The following is a 14564-nucleotide window of genomic DNA, read 5'->3' on the forward strand; positions in this document are numbered from 1 at the left end:
CGCTACAGGAGGATTTTTCATGAGTGCATCACTCCCTTGGTGGCAAAACGGCGTAATTTACCAAATCTACCCGAAGAGCTTTCAGGACAGTACCGGAAATGGGATTGGCGATATCGCCGGTATCACTTCCCGACTCGATTACCTGCAACAGTTGGGCGTCGATGCGATCTGGCTGACTCCGGTTTACCTCTCTCCTCAGGTTGATAACGGCTATGACGTCGCCGACTACTACGCCATCGATCCCACCTACGGCACGATGGCCGATATGGAAACGTTGATCGCCGAAGCACATCGACGCCATATCTATATCGTTATGGATATGGTGTTCAATCATACTTCAACGCAACACAACTGGTTCCAGAACGCGCAAGATCGCCGTAGCCCCTATCGCCATTTTTATATCTGGCGTGACGGTAATGACGGCACACCGCCCAATAACTGGCGTTCAAAATTTGGTGGCCCAGCCTGGCAGTGGCACGCGGAAAGCAAACAGTACTATCTACATCTGTTCGCCACCGAACAGGCTGACCTGAATTGGGAGCATCCGCGTGTGCGGGATGAACTAAAACAGGTCTGTGAATTTTGGGCGGATAAAGGCGTGGATGGGCTGCGACTGGATGTGATCAATCTGGTTTCCAAGCAGCAGGACTTCCCGTCAGATACACAGGGCGATGGACGCCGTTTCTATACCGATGGTCCCCTTATTCATGAATACTTGCAGGAGTTTAGTCAGGATGTTTTTCGGCCTCGCGGCTTGATGACCGTCGGCGAGCTGTCATCGACCTCGTTGGATCATTGTCGCCGCTACGCGGCACTAGACGGCAGCGAACTCTCCATGACGTTTAATTTCCACCACCTGAAAGTTGATTATCCGAATGAGGAAAAATGGACGCTGGCGGAACCTGATTTTATTCAGCTCAAGCAAATTTTTAATCACTGGCAGCAGGGGATGCACAACCACGCCTGGAATGCCTTGTTCTGGTGTAATCACGATCAGCCGCGCATCGTATCGCGTTTTGGTGATGAAGGTGAATTCCGTGTGCAATCCGCCAAGATGCTGGCAATGGTACTTCACGGTATGCAAGGCACGCCCTATGTCTATCAGGGTGAAGAACTGGGCATGACGAATCCCGGCTATACGCAAATTGAACAATATCGCGATATTGAAAGCCTGAATCAATTTGCCGAACAGCGCGATCGCGGTCAGGCAGATGACAAAATCTTAGCGATCCTCGCCAGCAAATCACGCGATAACGGCCGCACGCCAATGCAATGGGATACCAGCAATCATGCTGGATTCACGACTGGCACGCCGTGGATAACGCCATGCCAAAATTTCCCCCACATCAACGCAGAGCAGGCGCTGGCAGATAAAGCGTCCGTCTTCTATACCTACCAACAGCTTATCGCTATGCGTAAAGCCCTTCCGCTGTTAACGCACGGGAGCTATCAGGATTTGCTCCCTGACCATCCCACGGTCTGGTGCTATCAACGTATCTGGGAAGGACAGCGACTGCTGGTTTTGGCAAATCTCAGCAAACTGCCTCAGCGCTGGCAGCCGCCAACGGATACCCATGACCACCGCTGGCGGCTGTTATTCAGCAATTATTCTGATGCACAGCCCCAACCCGCTACTCTGGCACTACGCCCATTTGAGGCCATATATTGGATACAAGGGATGCAGGAGAAAGAGGACAAGATCTAGGGGATCGAGTATCCGGTGAGATGTAGCGGGCCATCCCGCTACATTGCCAATTATCTGACATAAACGATGACTGGCATTGCCCGCCATTGTTGAATAGAGCAATGTTCTCAGAGAGATTCGCTCTCAGGGACATTCCAACTCAGTGTGGAAAAATTAGCGTTTAGCTAACAGTAGCCCCAACACCAGACCAACAGTGGCGCCGATGCCAATACCATGCCAGGGTTTATCATGCACATAAACATCGGCTTTGTCGGCCACCTGCTTTGCGCGGGCATAATAGCTGTCGGTCACACCAATGCGGGCTTTAACTTCAAGTAGTGCTTTTTCCGCCCCCTTCTTCAAATCAAGATAGGCTTGGTCTGCCTGATCGCCCGTATAGCGCAGCACCTCATCTAACGTCTCGGACAGAAGTTTTAAATCATCATCGACACGAATTTCTTCAGGCTGTTTTTTGGTTGCCGCCATAGAGTGCTTCCTTCTGTTATGAGAAGTCATTGGTTATGAAAAACCATGAGTTATAAATCGTTGTCTTCTTAACTATAGACAATTTTTCCTGCCTTCTACGGCTTCAACAGACCAGATCATTCCTAAAACGAACTTTGCTTACTCTCACCACCTCCCTAAGTGGCGGTAATTTTGCTGACAAAAAAACGCCGTTGACTCTCATCAACGGCGCTTCATTATTCAACCTGACACTCGCCAGTGGTTACATCATTGGCTGCGCCAACTGCACCAGAGAGATAAGCGGTTGCGGGTACAAACCAAGGAACAGCACAGCAATGGAGGAGATCAATACGACCACACCGCCAGCCGTTAAGGCCCAGTTATTTGGTGTATCACGCTGTAGCTGTTGAGGTGCATTCAGGAACAAACTGACCATCACACGCAGGTAGTAGTACAAACCAATAGCGCTACCCAGCACGACGGCACCGGTCAACCACCACAGTTCAGCATTCACGCCGACAGCCAACACGTAGAACTTACCGAAGAAGCCCAGCGTCATCGGGATACCCGCCAGAGACAGCATCATCACCGTCATGACCGCAGACAGAATCGGTTTATGCCAGAACAAGCCACGGTAAGAGAACAGTGAATCGGCATCCGGGCCACGATACGGGCTGGACATCAGGCTAACCACACCGAACGCCCCCAGACTGCTGAACAGATAACCCACCAGATAAACGCCAACGGTTTCCAGCGCCAACTGATGGCTCTGAACCGCGATCAGGGCAACCAGCAAATAGCCCAGATGCGCAATGGAAGAGTAGCCGAGCAGACGCTTGATGTTAGTTTGCGACACAGCCATTACGTTACCGAACAGGATCGACGCGAACGCGATAACGCCCAGCACGATTCTGACGGATTCACTGTCAGCCATCGGTGCGTACAGGAATAAACGCATGACCGCACCGAAAACCGCAATCTTACCTGCCGTCGCCAGAAACGTAGACACGGGTGCTGGTGCCCCCTGATACACATCAGGTGTCCACAGTTGGAACGGAACCAGAGACAGTTTAAAGCCCAGACCGACAATCATCAGCCCCAGACCAGCCAGCAACAGCGGCTCATGGATTTGGTGATCGCTCAGGCTCTTACCGAGGCTGGCAAAGCTCATATCGCCCGATTCAGCATAAATCAGCGCCATACCAAACAGCAGGAAGGAAGACGCCGCCGCCGACAGCAACATGTATTTAATACTGGCTTCCAGCGAACGTTTCAGACGGAAGGCATAGCCGACCAGACCAAACAGCGGAAGTGAAAGCAGTTCAATACCGATGAACAACGAAGCCAGATGATTGGCGCTCGACAGCAGGATCCCACCTAACGCAGCAATCAGAACCAGCAGGTAGAACTCATCACGGTTGTCTGGGTAGCCTTGCAGCCACGGATAGGCAAACGTACTGGTTGCCAGACTGGCAAGTAGAACCAGTCCGGTATAAAACATCGAGAAGCCATCAACACGCAGCAACGGTGTCACGTCTGTCGGGCCAGCCTGACCAACAAAGTACAGTGACAGCAACGCAATATTCAGGCCGATAACCGTCATGGTTGCGTTGACAAAATGGTTGCGTCGCCACGCAATGCACAGCATCACAACCACTACCGTCAATCCGACGATCAACAGCGGCGATAGCGCAATTAGTTGTTGAAGAGTTATTGTCATGGCGAATTACGGCCTTGTTGTTGAAATAATTGAATCTGGAGCAGACGACATAAACCACTGCTGGATATTTGACATCGCGGCACCGGAGGTATCCAGAATCGGTTGCGGGTAAACCCCTAACAACACCAGTAACACCACCAACAGCAGCACGATAGACAATTCGCGGATCGACATACCCTTCAATGGCTCATCAGATTTAGGCGTACCGTAATAAGCACGCTGGATCATGATCAGTGAGTAGACCGATGCAAATACCAGACCGAAGGTTGAGATCACCGTAATAACTGGCACAACCTGATAGCTGCCGAACAGAATCATGAATTCGCCAACAAAGTTGCCCGTTCCCGGCATCCCGAGTGTCGCCACAGCAAAGAACAGAGACAGCGCAGGCAGGAACTTCAGCCGCGACCACAGACCGCCCATTTCACGCATGTCACGAGTATGCAGACGCTCGTACAGTTGACCACACAGAATAAACAGACCCGCAGCAGACAGGCCGTGCGCAATCATCTGAATCACTGCGCCCTGATAAGCCAGTTGATTACCGGAATAGATGGCAATCATCACGAAGCCCATATGCGACACCGAGGTGTAAGCAATCAGACGCTTGATATCCGTCTGTTTGAACGCCAGCCACGCACCGTAGAAGATACCAATCACACCCAGCCACATCGCAATCGGTGCAAAGGCATGGGAGGCATTCGGGAACAGCGGTAGGCTGAAACGCAGCAGACCATAGGCCGCGGTTTTCAACAGAATACCGGCCAGGTCAACAGAACCTGCGGTCGGTGCCTGACTGTGTGCATCCGGTAGCCAACCATGCAACGGCACAACCGGCATTTTTACGGCAAACGCGATGAAGAAGCCGAGCATCAGCAGGTATTCGACACCGTATGACATCGGTGTCTTCAGCAGGTCTTCGTAGTCGAACGTCCAAACGCCGGTAGCATTGTGATGCACAAAGACCAGCGCCAGGATCGCGATCAACATGATCAAGCCGCTTGCCTGGGTATAAATAAAGAACTTGGTCGCCGCCGTAATTCTGGTTTTACCGTCAGAGCCTTTATGCCCCCACAGTGCAATCAGGAAGTACATTGGTACCAGCATCATTTCCCAGAAAAAGAAGAACAGGAACAGGTCAATGGCAAGGAACACACCAATAACACCGCCCAGGATCCACAGCAGGTTCAGGTGGAAGAACCCCTGATAGCGCTGAATTTCATTCCAGGAACAGAGAATTGCCAACACACCCAGCAACCCCGTCAGCACGACCATCAACAGTGACAGGCCGTCCAGTGCGAGGTGGATACCGATGCCAAAGCGTGGTATCCACGGCACAAAGTATTCAACCTGCCAGTCTGGGGCGCCTTTCGGTGCGACGAGTGAATAACCGCCTTGCAACCACAGTTGCAGAGACAGTGCGAGTGTCAGCCCCATTGCAATCAACGCTATCCAGCGCGGTACTTTCGTACCAAAACGCTCTAACTGCCAACACAGCAGACCGCCGATAAAGGGGAGAAGAATTAGCCAAGGTAGTAGCATGGCGTTTTGTGTCCCTAAATTAAAGAAATCTGAAAACTTGCCGTGGCAGGCATTCCTTTATGTGGAATGCCCTGCCTTTCATACGTTACCGGATACTGCCTTACACCAGCAGTAACAAGCCCAGCACCAGCACGGCACCAAAGCCCATAGAGGCAACGTACCAGCGCAACTGACCATTCGCACTGAGTGCCAGCCCACGATTACCCCAACGGGTAACGATGGCAGGCAGGGTCATCAATGCATTTAACGGATCACGCTGCAACAGCTTCGCGATAGCCAGATACGGTTTAACAAAGACGTGGTCATACAACCAGTCGAAGCCCCACGCATGGAACCACCAGGTCGAGAAGAAACGACCCGGGGCACTCTTCGCGATGCTATTCACCGCCTGACGTTTACCCAGCCACAGCACAGCGGCAAGCAGAATACCGGCAATCGCCACCACGCCAGAGGTAATTTCCAATGTCAGCAACTGGCCGTGTTCAAGCACTGTCGTTGCCGGCAATACGCCATGTAACGGAGGAACAATCATCGCACCAATAAAGGTGGACAGAACCATCAGCACAACCAGCGGTAAGTGGTGAGAAATGCCTTTTCCTGCATGCGCCTTGGTTTTCTCTTCACCGTGGAACACGATGAAAATCATACGGAACGTATACAGCGAGGTCATGAAGGCACCAGCCAATCCAGCCACCATCAGATTGATGTGACCATTTGCCCATGCGCCAGCCAGAATCTCGTCTTTACTGAAGAAGCCCGCGGTAACCAGCGGCAGTGCAGCCAGCGCTGCGCCCCCGACCAGGAAGCAAACATAAACCAGCGGAATCGTTTTGCGCAGGCCACCCATCTTGAAGATATTCTGCTCGTGGTGGCAGGCCAAAATCACCGAACCAGAAGAGAGGAACAGCAGCGCTTTAAAGAATGCGTGCGTCATCAGATGGAAAATGGCGGCATCCCATGCCTGCACGCCCAGCGCCAGGAACATGTAACCAATCTGGCTCATGGTGGAATAGGCCAGCACGCGTTTGATGTCGGTTTGCACCAAGGCAGCAAAACCCGCCAGCACTAGCGTCACAGCACCGACAATACCCACCAGATGCAACACATCCGGTGCCATCAGGAACAAACCGTTGGTACGCGCAATCAGGTAAACACCTGCGGTAACCATCGTTGCGGCGTGGATTAATGCAGACACCGGCGTTGGACCGGCCATCGCATCTGCCAGCCAGGTTTGCAACGGCAACTGTGCTGATTTACCCACCGCACCACCCAGCAACATCAGCGTAGCCCAGGTGATTTCAGGTGAACCTTCAGCCAGTTTCTGCGGTGCCAGGACCATCAACTCGCGGAAGTTGAGCGTACCCAACTCTTTGTAGAGGATGAACAGCGCAAAGGCCAAAAAGACGTCACCGACACGCGTAACGATAAAAGCCTTCATCGCTGCCGCGCCGTTCTTCGGATTGGTGTAGTAGAAACCGATCAGCAGATAACTGCACAGCCCTACCCCTTCCCAACCGAGATACATCAGCAACAGGTTATCAGCCAGTACCAGAACGACCATACTTGCGATAAACAGGTTGGTGTAAGCGAAGAAGCGAGAATATCCCTCTTCCCCACGCATATACCAAGAAGCAAATAGGTGAATAAAGAAGCCGACCCCCGTCACCACGGACAGCATCGTCACCGAGAGACCATCGAGCACCAGCGTTACGCTAATGTCGAAATTACCCACGGTCATCCATGTCCACAGATGCTGATTAAAGAAGGTGACGCCGCCACTGTGCTGCTGGCCCATGAAATCGACCACAGCCCAAGCGGTAACTAACGCTGCCAAACCAATCGAGCCAACACCGACCGTCGCGGACGTGTTCTCAGACCAGCGACCACGGGAAAATGCCAGCAGCAGAAAGCCGAGCAGCGGGAAGAGTATTGTTAAATAGAGTAAGTTCATCCGCGCATCTCACTGACTGTATCAATATTCAGGGTTTGACGACGACGATACATCTGCAACAACAGCGCCAGACCAATACTCGCCTCAGCCGCCGCCAGCGTAATCGCCAGAATGTACATCACCTGACCATCCGGCTGCTGCCAGTAACTGCCTGCGACGACAAAAGCCAGCGCGGCAGCGTTGATCATAATTTCCAGGCTGATCAACATAAACAGCAGGTTACGACGAATTAACAGACCGGTCAGCCCCAGAACAAACAAGATAGCGGCTAAAATCAATCCATGTTGTAACGGAATCATGCGCGTTCCCCCGTTATTTTTTTCTCAACATCCTGGTTTGCGCCTTCTTTATTGACAACGTCACCACGTTTATCTTCACGACCAATGTGGAAAGCGACAACCAATCCCGCCAGCAGTAGCATTGACGCTAATTCAACCGCCAGAACATAAGGACCAAACAGGCTGATACCCACGGCTTTCGCCTCAACAGGCGTGCCAGTGATGCCCTGCTCTTTCAGGCTAAGGATGGCGTTAACCACAATCACCAGTAACGCCAGTGACAAAATGCTTGGTCCAATCCAGACGCTGGGCTTCAGCCAATTCCGCTCTTGTTCTTCTACGGAATTACCGAGGTTGAGCATCATAACCACGAACACAAACAGCACCATGATGGCGCCGGCATAGACGATGATGCTCAGCGCGCCAGCAAAATTAGCCCCCAGCGAGAAAAAGACGCCCGCAATCGCCATAAGCGAGGTGACCATATACAACAATGCATGCACAGGATTGGTATGCGTAATGACGCGCAGTGTCGCCAGTATCGCAATCAAACCTGTGGTATAAAAAGCGAATTCCATGCTAGCTCCTTAGGGCAACAGGCCTTTGACATCAATAGGTTTGGCTTCGTTTTCAGCTTCGCCTTTGTCTTTCCCATCGATTGCCATACCAGCCATCCGGTAGAAATTGTATTCCGGATATTTACCCGGCCCCGATATCAGCAGATCTTCTTTCTCGTACACCAGATCTTGACGTTTGTAATCGCCCATCTCGAAATCCGGCGTCAGTTGGATCGCGGTTGTCGGACATGCCTCTTCACAGAAGCCACAGAAAATGCAGCGCGAGAAGTTGACGCGGAAGAACTCTGGATACCAGCGGCCATCTTTGGTTTCTGCTTTCTGCAATGAGATACAGCCAACCGGACAGGCCACCGCACACAGGTTGCAGGCAACGCAGCGCTCTTCACCATCGGGATCGCGCGTCAGCACGATACGGCCACGGTAGCGCGGCGGTGGATTCACAGGCTCTTCTGGGTACATCCTGGTTTCGCGCTTCTTGAAAGCATTCGATCCCACCATACAGATACTGCGTATCTGGGTGCCGAAACCAACCACTAACTCTTTCAATGTCATGGTTTATTCACCCCTTCTTAAGCGTTGTACAAAATGACGGCGGCTGTCGCCAGCAGATTCAAAAGCGTTATCGGCAGACAGACTTTCCAACCGAAAGCCATCACCTGGTCATAACGTGGACGGGGTAACGAAGCACGGATCAGGATGAACATCATCATGAAAAAGCCTGTTTTCAGCGCAAACCAGACAAACGGAGGCAAGAACGGACCATGCCAGCCACCGAAGAATAAGGTCACCATCAGCGCGGAAACAGTCACGATCCCGATATATTCGCCCACGAAGAACAGACCGAATTTCATACCGGAATATTCAATGTGGTAACCATCTGCCAGTTCCTGTTCAGCTTCAGGTTGGTCAAACGGGTGACGGTGACACACCGCCACGCCTGCGATGGCAAATGTAATAAAGCCGAAGAACTGCGGGATAACGTTCCACAGATGTTCCTGAGAATCGACGATATCACGCATGTTGAACGAACCTGCCTGTGCGACAACGCCCATCAGCGACAGGCCGATAAACACTTCGTAGCTCACGGTCTGAGCGGAAGCACGTACCGCACCGAGCAGCGAGTATTTATTATTACTCGCCCAACCGGCAAACAGCACCGCGTAAACGGCCAGACCCGCCATCATCAGGAAGAACAAGATACCGATGTTCAGATCGGCGACACCCCAGGTTGGTGTGATCGGCACAATCGCGAAGGCAATCAGCATTGACGTAAACGCGATCATCGGTGCCAACGTGAAGATCACCTTATCGGTAAAATTCGGCACCCAGTCTTCTTTGAAGAACATTTTGATCATGTCAGCAACAAGCTGTAATGAACCACCCCAACCTACCCGGTTTGGTCCATAACGTCCCTGGAAGAGGCCAAGCAGCCGACGTTCACCCATACTCATGAATGCGCCACAGGTCACCACAACCAGCAGAATCACGACCGCTTTTCCGACGGTGATCAGAATCTCGATTAATTCCGGCGTTAACCAACTCATTGTGCGGCCTCCCGCAGATTTTCAACGGTTGCACCCGCCAGCACCGGCGCAATACCCGGTAAGCCCAGCGGTAAACCAACCTGTCCCTGACTCAATGCCGCACTTAAGCGCAGTGGCAGACGTAGCGTTTGCCCTGCACAGGTCAATTCCAGCAACGTACCGGCGTTTACACCGAGCGTCGCTGCATCAGCCGGGTTCACCATCACGTAAGGCTCTGGCATACGCTGCTGAATCACGTCAGAACGCTGTGACATTTCATCGCTACCAAACAGGTGATAATACGGCGCAACACGCCATTGACCCGCTTGTGGGACGAAAGCCGCAGGAATGTTGTCGAAGTACGCCAGCGAACCTTCTCCGGCTTCGATCATACGCACACCAGGATCGCCATGACGCAAATGTCCGCCCACTTCATCCTGGAATTTGTTCCAGGCTTGCGGTGAGTTCCAACCTGGCGCCCAGGCAAACGGAATTTGCTGACGGTTAGCTGTCGGACTGTTGTTCCCTTCCATTGAGAAGGCAAACATGGTGTCTTTGTCGACAGGCTGACGCGGTTCATGCACGCTGATATTGGCACGCATCGCAGTACGGCCGCTGGAGCGAATCGGTGAACGCGACAATTTCTGCCCACGAATACGGAACGAAGCGTCCGGCGCAGCATCTTTAATCGCCGCTAACTGCGGTAATGCCGTAACACAGGCGTCAATCACGTTGTCCAGTTGCGTCCAGTCAACCTGACGGCTGTTATAGGTGATATACAGCGAGTGCAGCCAGCGCCAGCTTTCCAGCATCACAATTTTGTCGTTGTAGTACGTTGGGTCATAAACCTGGAAGAAACGCTGAGCGCGGCCTTCCTGATTCACCAGCGTACCGTCGCTTTCAGCGAAGCTGGCGGCAGACAAAATGATGCTGGCTTTGTCCATGATGCGAGTACGCTGATGATCGACCACAATCAGGTTCTCAGCTTTTTCCAGGGCCGCATCAACGCGAGCGACTGGTGCATGACGGTAGAGATCGTTCTCCAGAACCACCACGCTGTCGGCTTCACCGTTTTCCAACTGCACCAGCGCGTCATCCAGCGAACCGCCGCCCATGATTGACAACCCGATGCTGTTTGCAGCAGGTGCAACAAAGGTAATGCCGACGTCAGAGCCGCGACTTTTCAGCGCTTTAGCAACGTTTGCCGCAGCAGAGATAACCTCTTCGCTGCCGGCATTGGTGCCAGAGATGATGAGCGGTTTTTTCGCACCGGCCAGAGCCTGTACGATAATATCGACTTTCTGGTCAAGACCCGCAGCCAGATCGGCAACTGCCGGCGCGCTGCTGTCCAGACCGTGCGCAATGGCAAAACCAAGGCGCGCCTGATCGGCAACCGGTGCACGATAGTTCCATGCCGCAATGTCGTCCAGACGGGTGCTGTCTACGTTGGTGACAAACAGCGGGTGCTTGGCATGCTGACCAATGTTCATGATCGCCGCAATCTGCCAGTCAGCTACTTTCTGCGCTGCTGCCATTTCGCGGGCTTTGCCTTTAACGGCTTGACGAACGGCCAACGCGATACGCGCACCGGTTTGCGTTAGGTCTTCACCCAGAATCAGAACGGCATCGTAGCCTTCGATTTCACGCAGTGCTGGCGTTCTCACACCGCTTTCGCGTAGCACTTTCAGAATCAGTTGCAGGCGATTTTGTTCTTCCTGCGCGATACCAGTGTAGAAGTTCTCTGCGCCTACCAGCTCACGCAATGCGAAGTTGCTTTCAATACTGGCACGCGGCGAGCCGATACCGATCGTTTTCTTCGCCTGACGCAGCACATCCGCCGCACCTTGCAGTGCCTGATCGGCATTCAGTGCGATCCAGTCATTACCACGACGTTGCAGCGGCTGGTTCGGACGGTCTTTCTGGTTGACATAACCGTAACCAAAACGGCCGCGGTCACACAGGAAATAGTGGTTTACGCTACCGTTGAAACGGTTTTCAATACGACGCAGTTCACCATAGCGTTCACCGGGGCTGGTATTACAGCCGACGCTGCACTGTTGGCAGACGCTCGGTGCAAACTGCATATCCCATTTACGGTTATAGCGCTCGGAGTGCGTTTTGTCGGTGAATACGCCAGTAGGACACACTTCAACCAGGTTACCGGAGAATTCACTTTCCAGCGTGCCATCTTCCGGGCGACCGAAATAAACGTTGTCGTGCGCACCGTAAACGCCGAGATCTTTGCCATCCGCATAGTCTTTGTAGTAACGCACGCAGCGATAGCAAGCAATACAGCGGTTCATTTCATGAGAAATAAACGGCCCGAGATCCTGATTGCGGTGGGTACGTTTGGTGAAGCGATAGCGACGGAAGTTTTGCCCCGTCATAACCGTCATATCCTGCAAATGACAGTTACCGCCTTCCTCACACACCGGACAATCGTGCGGGTGGTTGGTCATCAGAAACTCAACTATCGTCTTACGGAATAGCTTCGCTTCTTCATCTTCGATCGCGATGAACGCCCCATCGGTTGCTGGTGTCATACAAGACATCACCAGACGACCGCGGGTGTCTTCCGCGTTTTGATACTGTTTTACCGCACAGAGGCGGCAAGATCCGACGCTCCCGAGCGCGGGGTGCCAGCAAAAGTAAGGAATATCAAGTCCCAGAGTCAGGCAAGCTTCCAGAAGGTTGTCTGCTCCGTTTACTTCATACTCTTTGCCGTCTACATGAATAGTAGCCATAGTCAGCATGCTTCCATAATGGCCCGTGTTGCCACGAGCGCTAATCAAAAATTCTGTATACCCTCATCTTTCAAATCGCAAATGCGTTGGCTACCTGCGCCTTGAAATCTATTGGGTTTATGAGGGTGGCTTATTTGCGCCACCCTGCGGATACATTCACTGCATCTCGCACATGTTGAGCGATAGCTTACCAGCGCTCTTTCAACAGGTTAGGCTGGATACCGCCAATCGCTTTAAGATTGCCTAAATACTGTTTAGAGATACCCGCTTCGAATTCTTCCCGGAAATACTTGATGGCACTTTGCAACGGTTCGACCGCACCTGGCGCATGCGCACAGAAGGTGTTACCCGGCCCGAGGAAACGGCAAAGCTGCTCCAGCGTTTCAATATCGCCAGGCTGGCCTTCGCCATTCTCCAGCGCACGCAGAATCTTCACGCTCCACGGCAAACCATCACGGCACGGCGTACACCAGCCACAGGATTCACGAGCGAAGAACTCTTCGAGGTTACGCGTTAACGAGACCATATTGATTTCGTGATCGACAGCCATCGCCAGCGCAGTGCCCATACGGCTACCTGCTTTTGCAATGTGCTCAAAATCCATCGGCAGATCGAGATGGCTTTCCGTCAGGAAATCCGTACCTGCACCGCCCGGCTGCCAGGCTTTCAGCTTCAGACCATCGCGCATGCCGCCCGCGTAGTCTTCCAGAATCTCGCGCGCGGTGGTGCCGAAAGGCAGTTCCCACAGGCCCGGATTCTTGACGCGGCCAGAGAAGCCCATCAGTTTCGTGCCGGCATCTTTACTTTTACCGGCAGACAGCCCCTGATACCACGCCGCACCGTGCTCGATAATCGCCGGTACGTTACACAGCGTTTCCACGTTGTTGACGCAGGTCGGCTTACCCCAAACGCCCGCAGACGCCGGGAACGGCGGCTTGGAACGCGGATTGGCACGACGGCCTTCCAGCGAGTTAATCAATGCAGTTTCTTCACCGCAGATATAACGCCCCGCCCCCGTATGCACGAACAGCTCGAAATCGAACCCGCTGCCCAGAATATTCTTGCCCAGCAGACCAGCGGCTTTTGCTTCTTCAATTGCGCGGCGCAGGTTAACTGCAGCTTCGATGTATTCACCACGCAGGAAGATGTAGCCGCGGTAGGCTTTCAGCGCAAACGCGCTGATTAGCATGCCTTCAACCAGCAGATGAGGCTCTTGCTCCATCAGCAGGCGGTCTTTATAAGTACCCGGCTCCATCTCATCTGCGTTACATAGCAGGTAGCGGATGTTCATGCTTTCGTCTTTCGGCATCAGGCTCCACTTCAGGCCTGTTGAAAAGCCCGCACCGCCACGCCCTTTCAGGCCAGCGTCTTTAACCAGTGAGACCACTTCATCCTGTGCCATGCCCGTTAACGCTTTTTGCGCGGCGACATAACCGTTTTTGCTGCGATAGTCATCCAGCCACACCGGCTGTTTGTCTGCGCGTAAACGCCAGGTCAGAGGATGCTGCTCAGCCGTCAGAACAATGTCTTTACTCATTGATACTGCTCCAATAACGTTTCAATACCTTCCGGCGTCACATGGCTGTGGGTATCGTCATCAATCATCATTGATGGCCCTTTATCACAGTTCCCCAGGCAGCAGGTCGGCAACAGCGTGAAACGTCCATCGAACGTTGTCTGTCCCGGTTTGATGCTGAGCTTACGCTCCAGCGCAGCCTGAACGCCCTGGTAGCCATTGATGTGGCACACGACGCTGTCGCAATAGCGAATAATGTGACGTCCGACAGGCTGGCGATAAATCTGGCTGTAGAACGTAGCCACGCCTTCCACATCACTGGCCGGGATACCCAGCAAGTCGGCAATCGCGTGGATAGCCCCATCCGGCACCCAACCGCGTTCTTTTTGCACAATTTTCAGTGCTTCAATTGATGCGGCACGTGCATCTTCATAGTGATGTTTTTCGTGCTCAATGGCGTCACGTTCAGCGTCACTCAATACAAAAGTACTTTCTTTTGTCAGCGAATCGGCAGCCGGTTGTCCCAGAGCGTCAATATGATCGTGATTGTTGTGATCATGCAT

12 protein-coding genes are annotated in these 14564 nt (G+C 52.8%); 1 reads left to right on the forward strand and 11 read right to left on the reverse strand.

Annotated features, from left to right (window positions below; translation table 11 throughout):
* Positions 1-19 precede the first annotated feature (19 nt).
* Complete coding sequence (treC, locus tag A8F97_RS11240; protein ID WP_033071138.1) at positions 20-1705, forward strand: alpha,alpha-phosphotrehalase; 1686 nt, start codon at positions 20-22, stop codon at positions 1703-1705.
* 153 nt (positions 1706-1858) lie between these two features.
* Here treC and elaB read toward each other — a convergent pair whose 3' ends face one another.
* The 11 genes from elaB to nuoE form a co-directional block, all read right to left on the reverse strand.
* Positions 1859-2170, reverse strand: a complete 312-nt coding sequence (gene elaB / locus A8F97_RS11245) for a stress response protein ElaB (protein ID WP_010295366.1) — start codon at positions 2168-2170, stop codon at positions 1859-1861.
* Between the two features lie 241 nt (positions 2171-2411).
* Entirely contained in the window at positions 2412-3869 is a 1458-nt protein-coding gene (nuoN, locus tag A8F97_RS11250) for an NADH-quinone oxidoreductase subunit NuoN (protein WP_014699154.1), read from the reverse strand.
* A gap of 6 nt (positions 3870-3875) precedes the next feature.
* The gene (nuoM, locus tag A8F97_RS11255; RefSeq protein WP_014699153.1) at positions 3876-5411 is read right to left on the reverse strand and encodes an NADH-quinone oxidoreductase subunit M; all 1536 of its coding nucleotides are present in this window, start codon (positions 5409-5411) and stop codon (positions 3876-3878) included.
* Between the two features lie 100 nt (positions 5412-5511).
* Positions 5512-7362 carry an NADH-quinone oxidoreductase subunit L gene (gene nuoL / locus A8F97_RS11260; RefSeq protein WP_033071137.1) on the reverse strand — a complete coding sequence of 617 codons (1851 nt, stop codon included), beginning with the start codon at positions 7360-7362 and terminating at the stop codon, positions 5512-5514.
* Positions 7359-7661 (reverse strand): NADH-quinone oxidoreductase subunit NuoK, encoded by a 303-nt coding sequence (gene nuoK / locus A8F97_RS11265; protein ID WP_005969835.1) that lies wholly within the window; start codon positions 7659-7661, stop codon positions 7359-7361. Before nuoK ends, nuoL begins: the two co-directional genes overlap by 4 nt.
* On the reverse strand, positions 7658-8218 hold the full coding sequence (gene nuoJ / locus A8F97_RS11270; RefSeq protein WP_005969837.1) for an NADH-quinone oxidoreductase subunit J: 561 nt from the start codon (positions 8216-8218) through the stop codon (positions 7658-7660). The genes nuoK and nuoJ overlap by 4 nt, the downstream gene beginning before the upstream one ends.
* A 9-nt stretch (positions 8219-8227) precedes the next feature.
* Entirely contained in the window at positions 8228-8770 is a 543-nt protein-coding gene (nuoI, locus tag A8F97_RS11275) for an NADH-quinone oxidoreductase subunit NuoI (RefSeq protein ID WP_010278884.1), read from the reverse strand.
* A 17-nt stretch (positions 8771-8787) separates the two neighbouring features.
* Positions 8788-9762, reverse strand: a complete 975-nt coding sequence (gene nuoH / locus A8F97_RS11280) for an NADH-quinone oxidoreductase subunit NuoH (RefSeq protein WP_011094550.1) — start codon at positions 9760-9762, stop codon at positions 8788-8790.
* A complete protein-coding gene (nuoG, locus tag A8F97_RS11285; RefSeq protein WP_014699151.1) occupies positions 9759-12485 on the reverse strand; it encodes an NADH-quinone oxidoreductase subunit NuoG in 2727 nt (908 codons plus the stop codon). The genes nuoH and nuoG overlap by 4 nt, the downstream gene beginning before the upstream one ends.
* A 187-nt stretch (positions 12486-12672) precedes the next feature.
* Complete coding sequence (nuoF, locus tag A8F97_RS11290) at positions 12673-14022, reverse strand: NADH-quinone oxidoreductase subunit NuoF (protein ID WP_014699150.1); 1350 nt, start codon at positions 14020-14022, stop codon at positions 12673-12675.
* Positions 14019-14564 carry an NADH-quinone oxidoreductase subunit NuoE gene (gene nuoE / locus A8F97_RS11295; protein WP_005969842.1) on the reverse strand — a complete coding sequence of 182 codons (546 nt, stop codon included), beginning with the start codon at positions 14562-14564 and terminating at the stop codon, positions 14019-14021. The genes nuoF and nuoE overlap by 4 nt, the downstream gene beginning before the upstream one ends.

It is taken from the genome of Pectobacterium parmentieri, from assembly GCF_001742145.1.
Lineage (GTDB): Bacteria > Pseudomonadota > Gammaproteobacteria > Enterobacterales > Enterobacteriaceae > Pectobacterium > Pectobacterium parmentieri.

Excerpts from the sequence above, each read along its gene's own strand:
- treC (WP_033071138.1), top strand. The coding sequence starts at position 20 with ATGAGTGCATCACTCCCTTGGTGGCAAAACGGCGTAATTTACCAAATC.
- elaB (WP_010295366.1), bottom strand. The coding sequence starts at position 2,170 with ATGGCGGCAACCAAAAAACAGCCTGAAGAAATTCGTGTCGATGATGAT.
- nuoN (WP_014699154.1), bottom strand. The coding sequence starts at position 3,869 with ATGACAATAACTCTTCAACAACTAATTGCGCTATCGCCGCTGTTGATC.
- nuoM (WP_014699153.1), bottom strand. The coding sequence starts at position 5,411 with ATGCTACTACCTTGGCTAATTCTTCTCCCCTTTATCGGCGGTCTGCTG.
- nuoL (WP_033071137.1), bottom strand. The coding sequence starts at position 7,362 with ATGAACTTACTCTATTTAACAATACTCTTCCCGCTGCTCGGCTTTCTG.
- nuoK (WP_005969835.1), bottom strand. The coding sequence starts at position 7,661 with ATGATTCCGTTACAACATGGATTGATTTTAGCCGCTATCTTGTTTGTT.
- nuoJ (WP_005969837.1), bottom strand. The coding sequence starts at position 8,218 with ATGGAATTCGCTTTTTATACCACAGGTTTGATTGCGATACTGGCGACA.
- nuoI (WP_010278884.1), bottom strand. The coding sequence starts at position 8,770 with ATGACATTGAAAGAGTTAGTGGTTGGTTTCGGCACCCAGATACGCAGT.
- nuoH (WP_011094550.1), bottom strand. The coding sequence starts at position 9,762 with ATGAGTTGGTTAACGCCGGAATTAATCGAGATTCTGATCACCGTCGGA.
- nuoG (WP_014699151.1), bottom strand. The coding sequence starts at position 12,485 with ATGGCTACTATTCATGTAGACGGCAAAGAGTATGAAGTAAACGGAGCA.
- nuoF (WP_014699150.1), bottom strand. The coding sequence starts at position 14,022 with ATGAGTAAAGACATTGTTCTGACGGCTGAGCAGCATCCTCTGACCTGG.
- nuoE (WP_005969842.1), bottom strand. The coding sequence starts at position 14,564 with ATGCATGATCACAACAATCACGATCATATTGACGCTCTGGGACAACCG.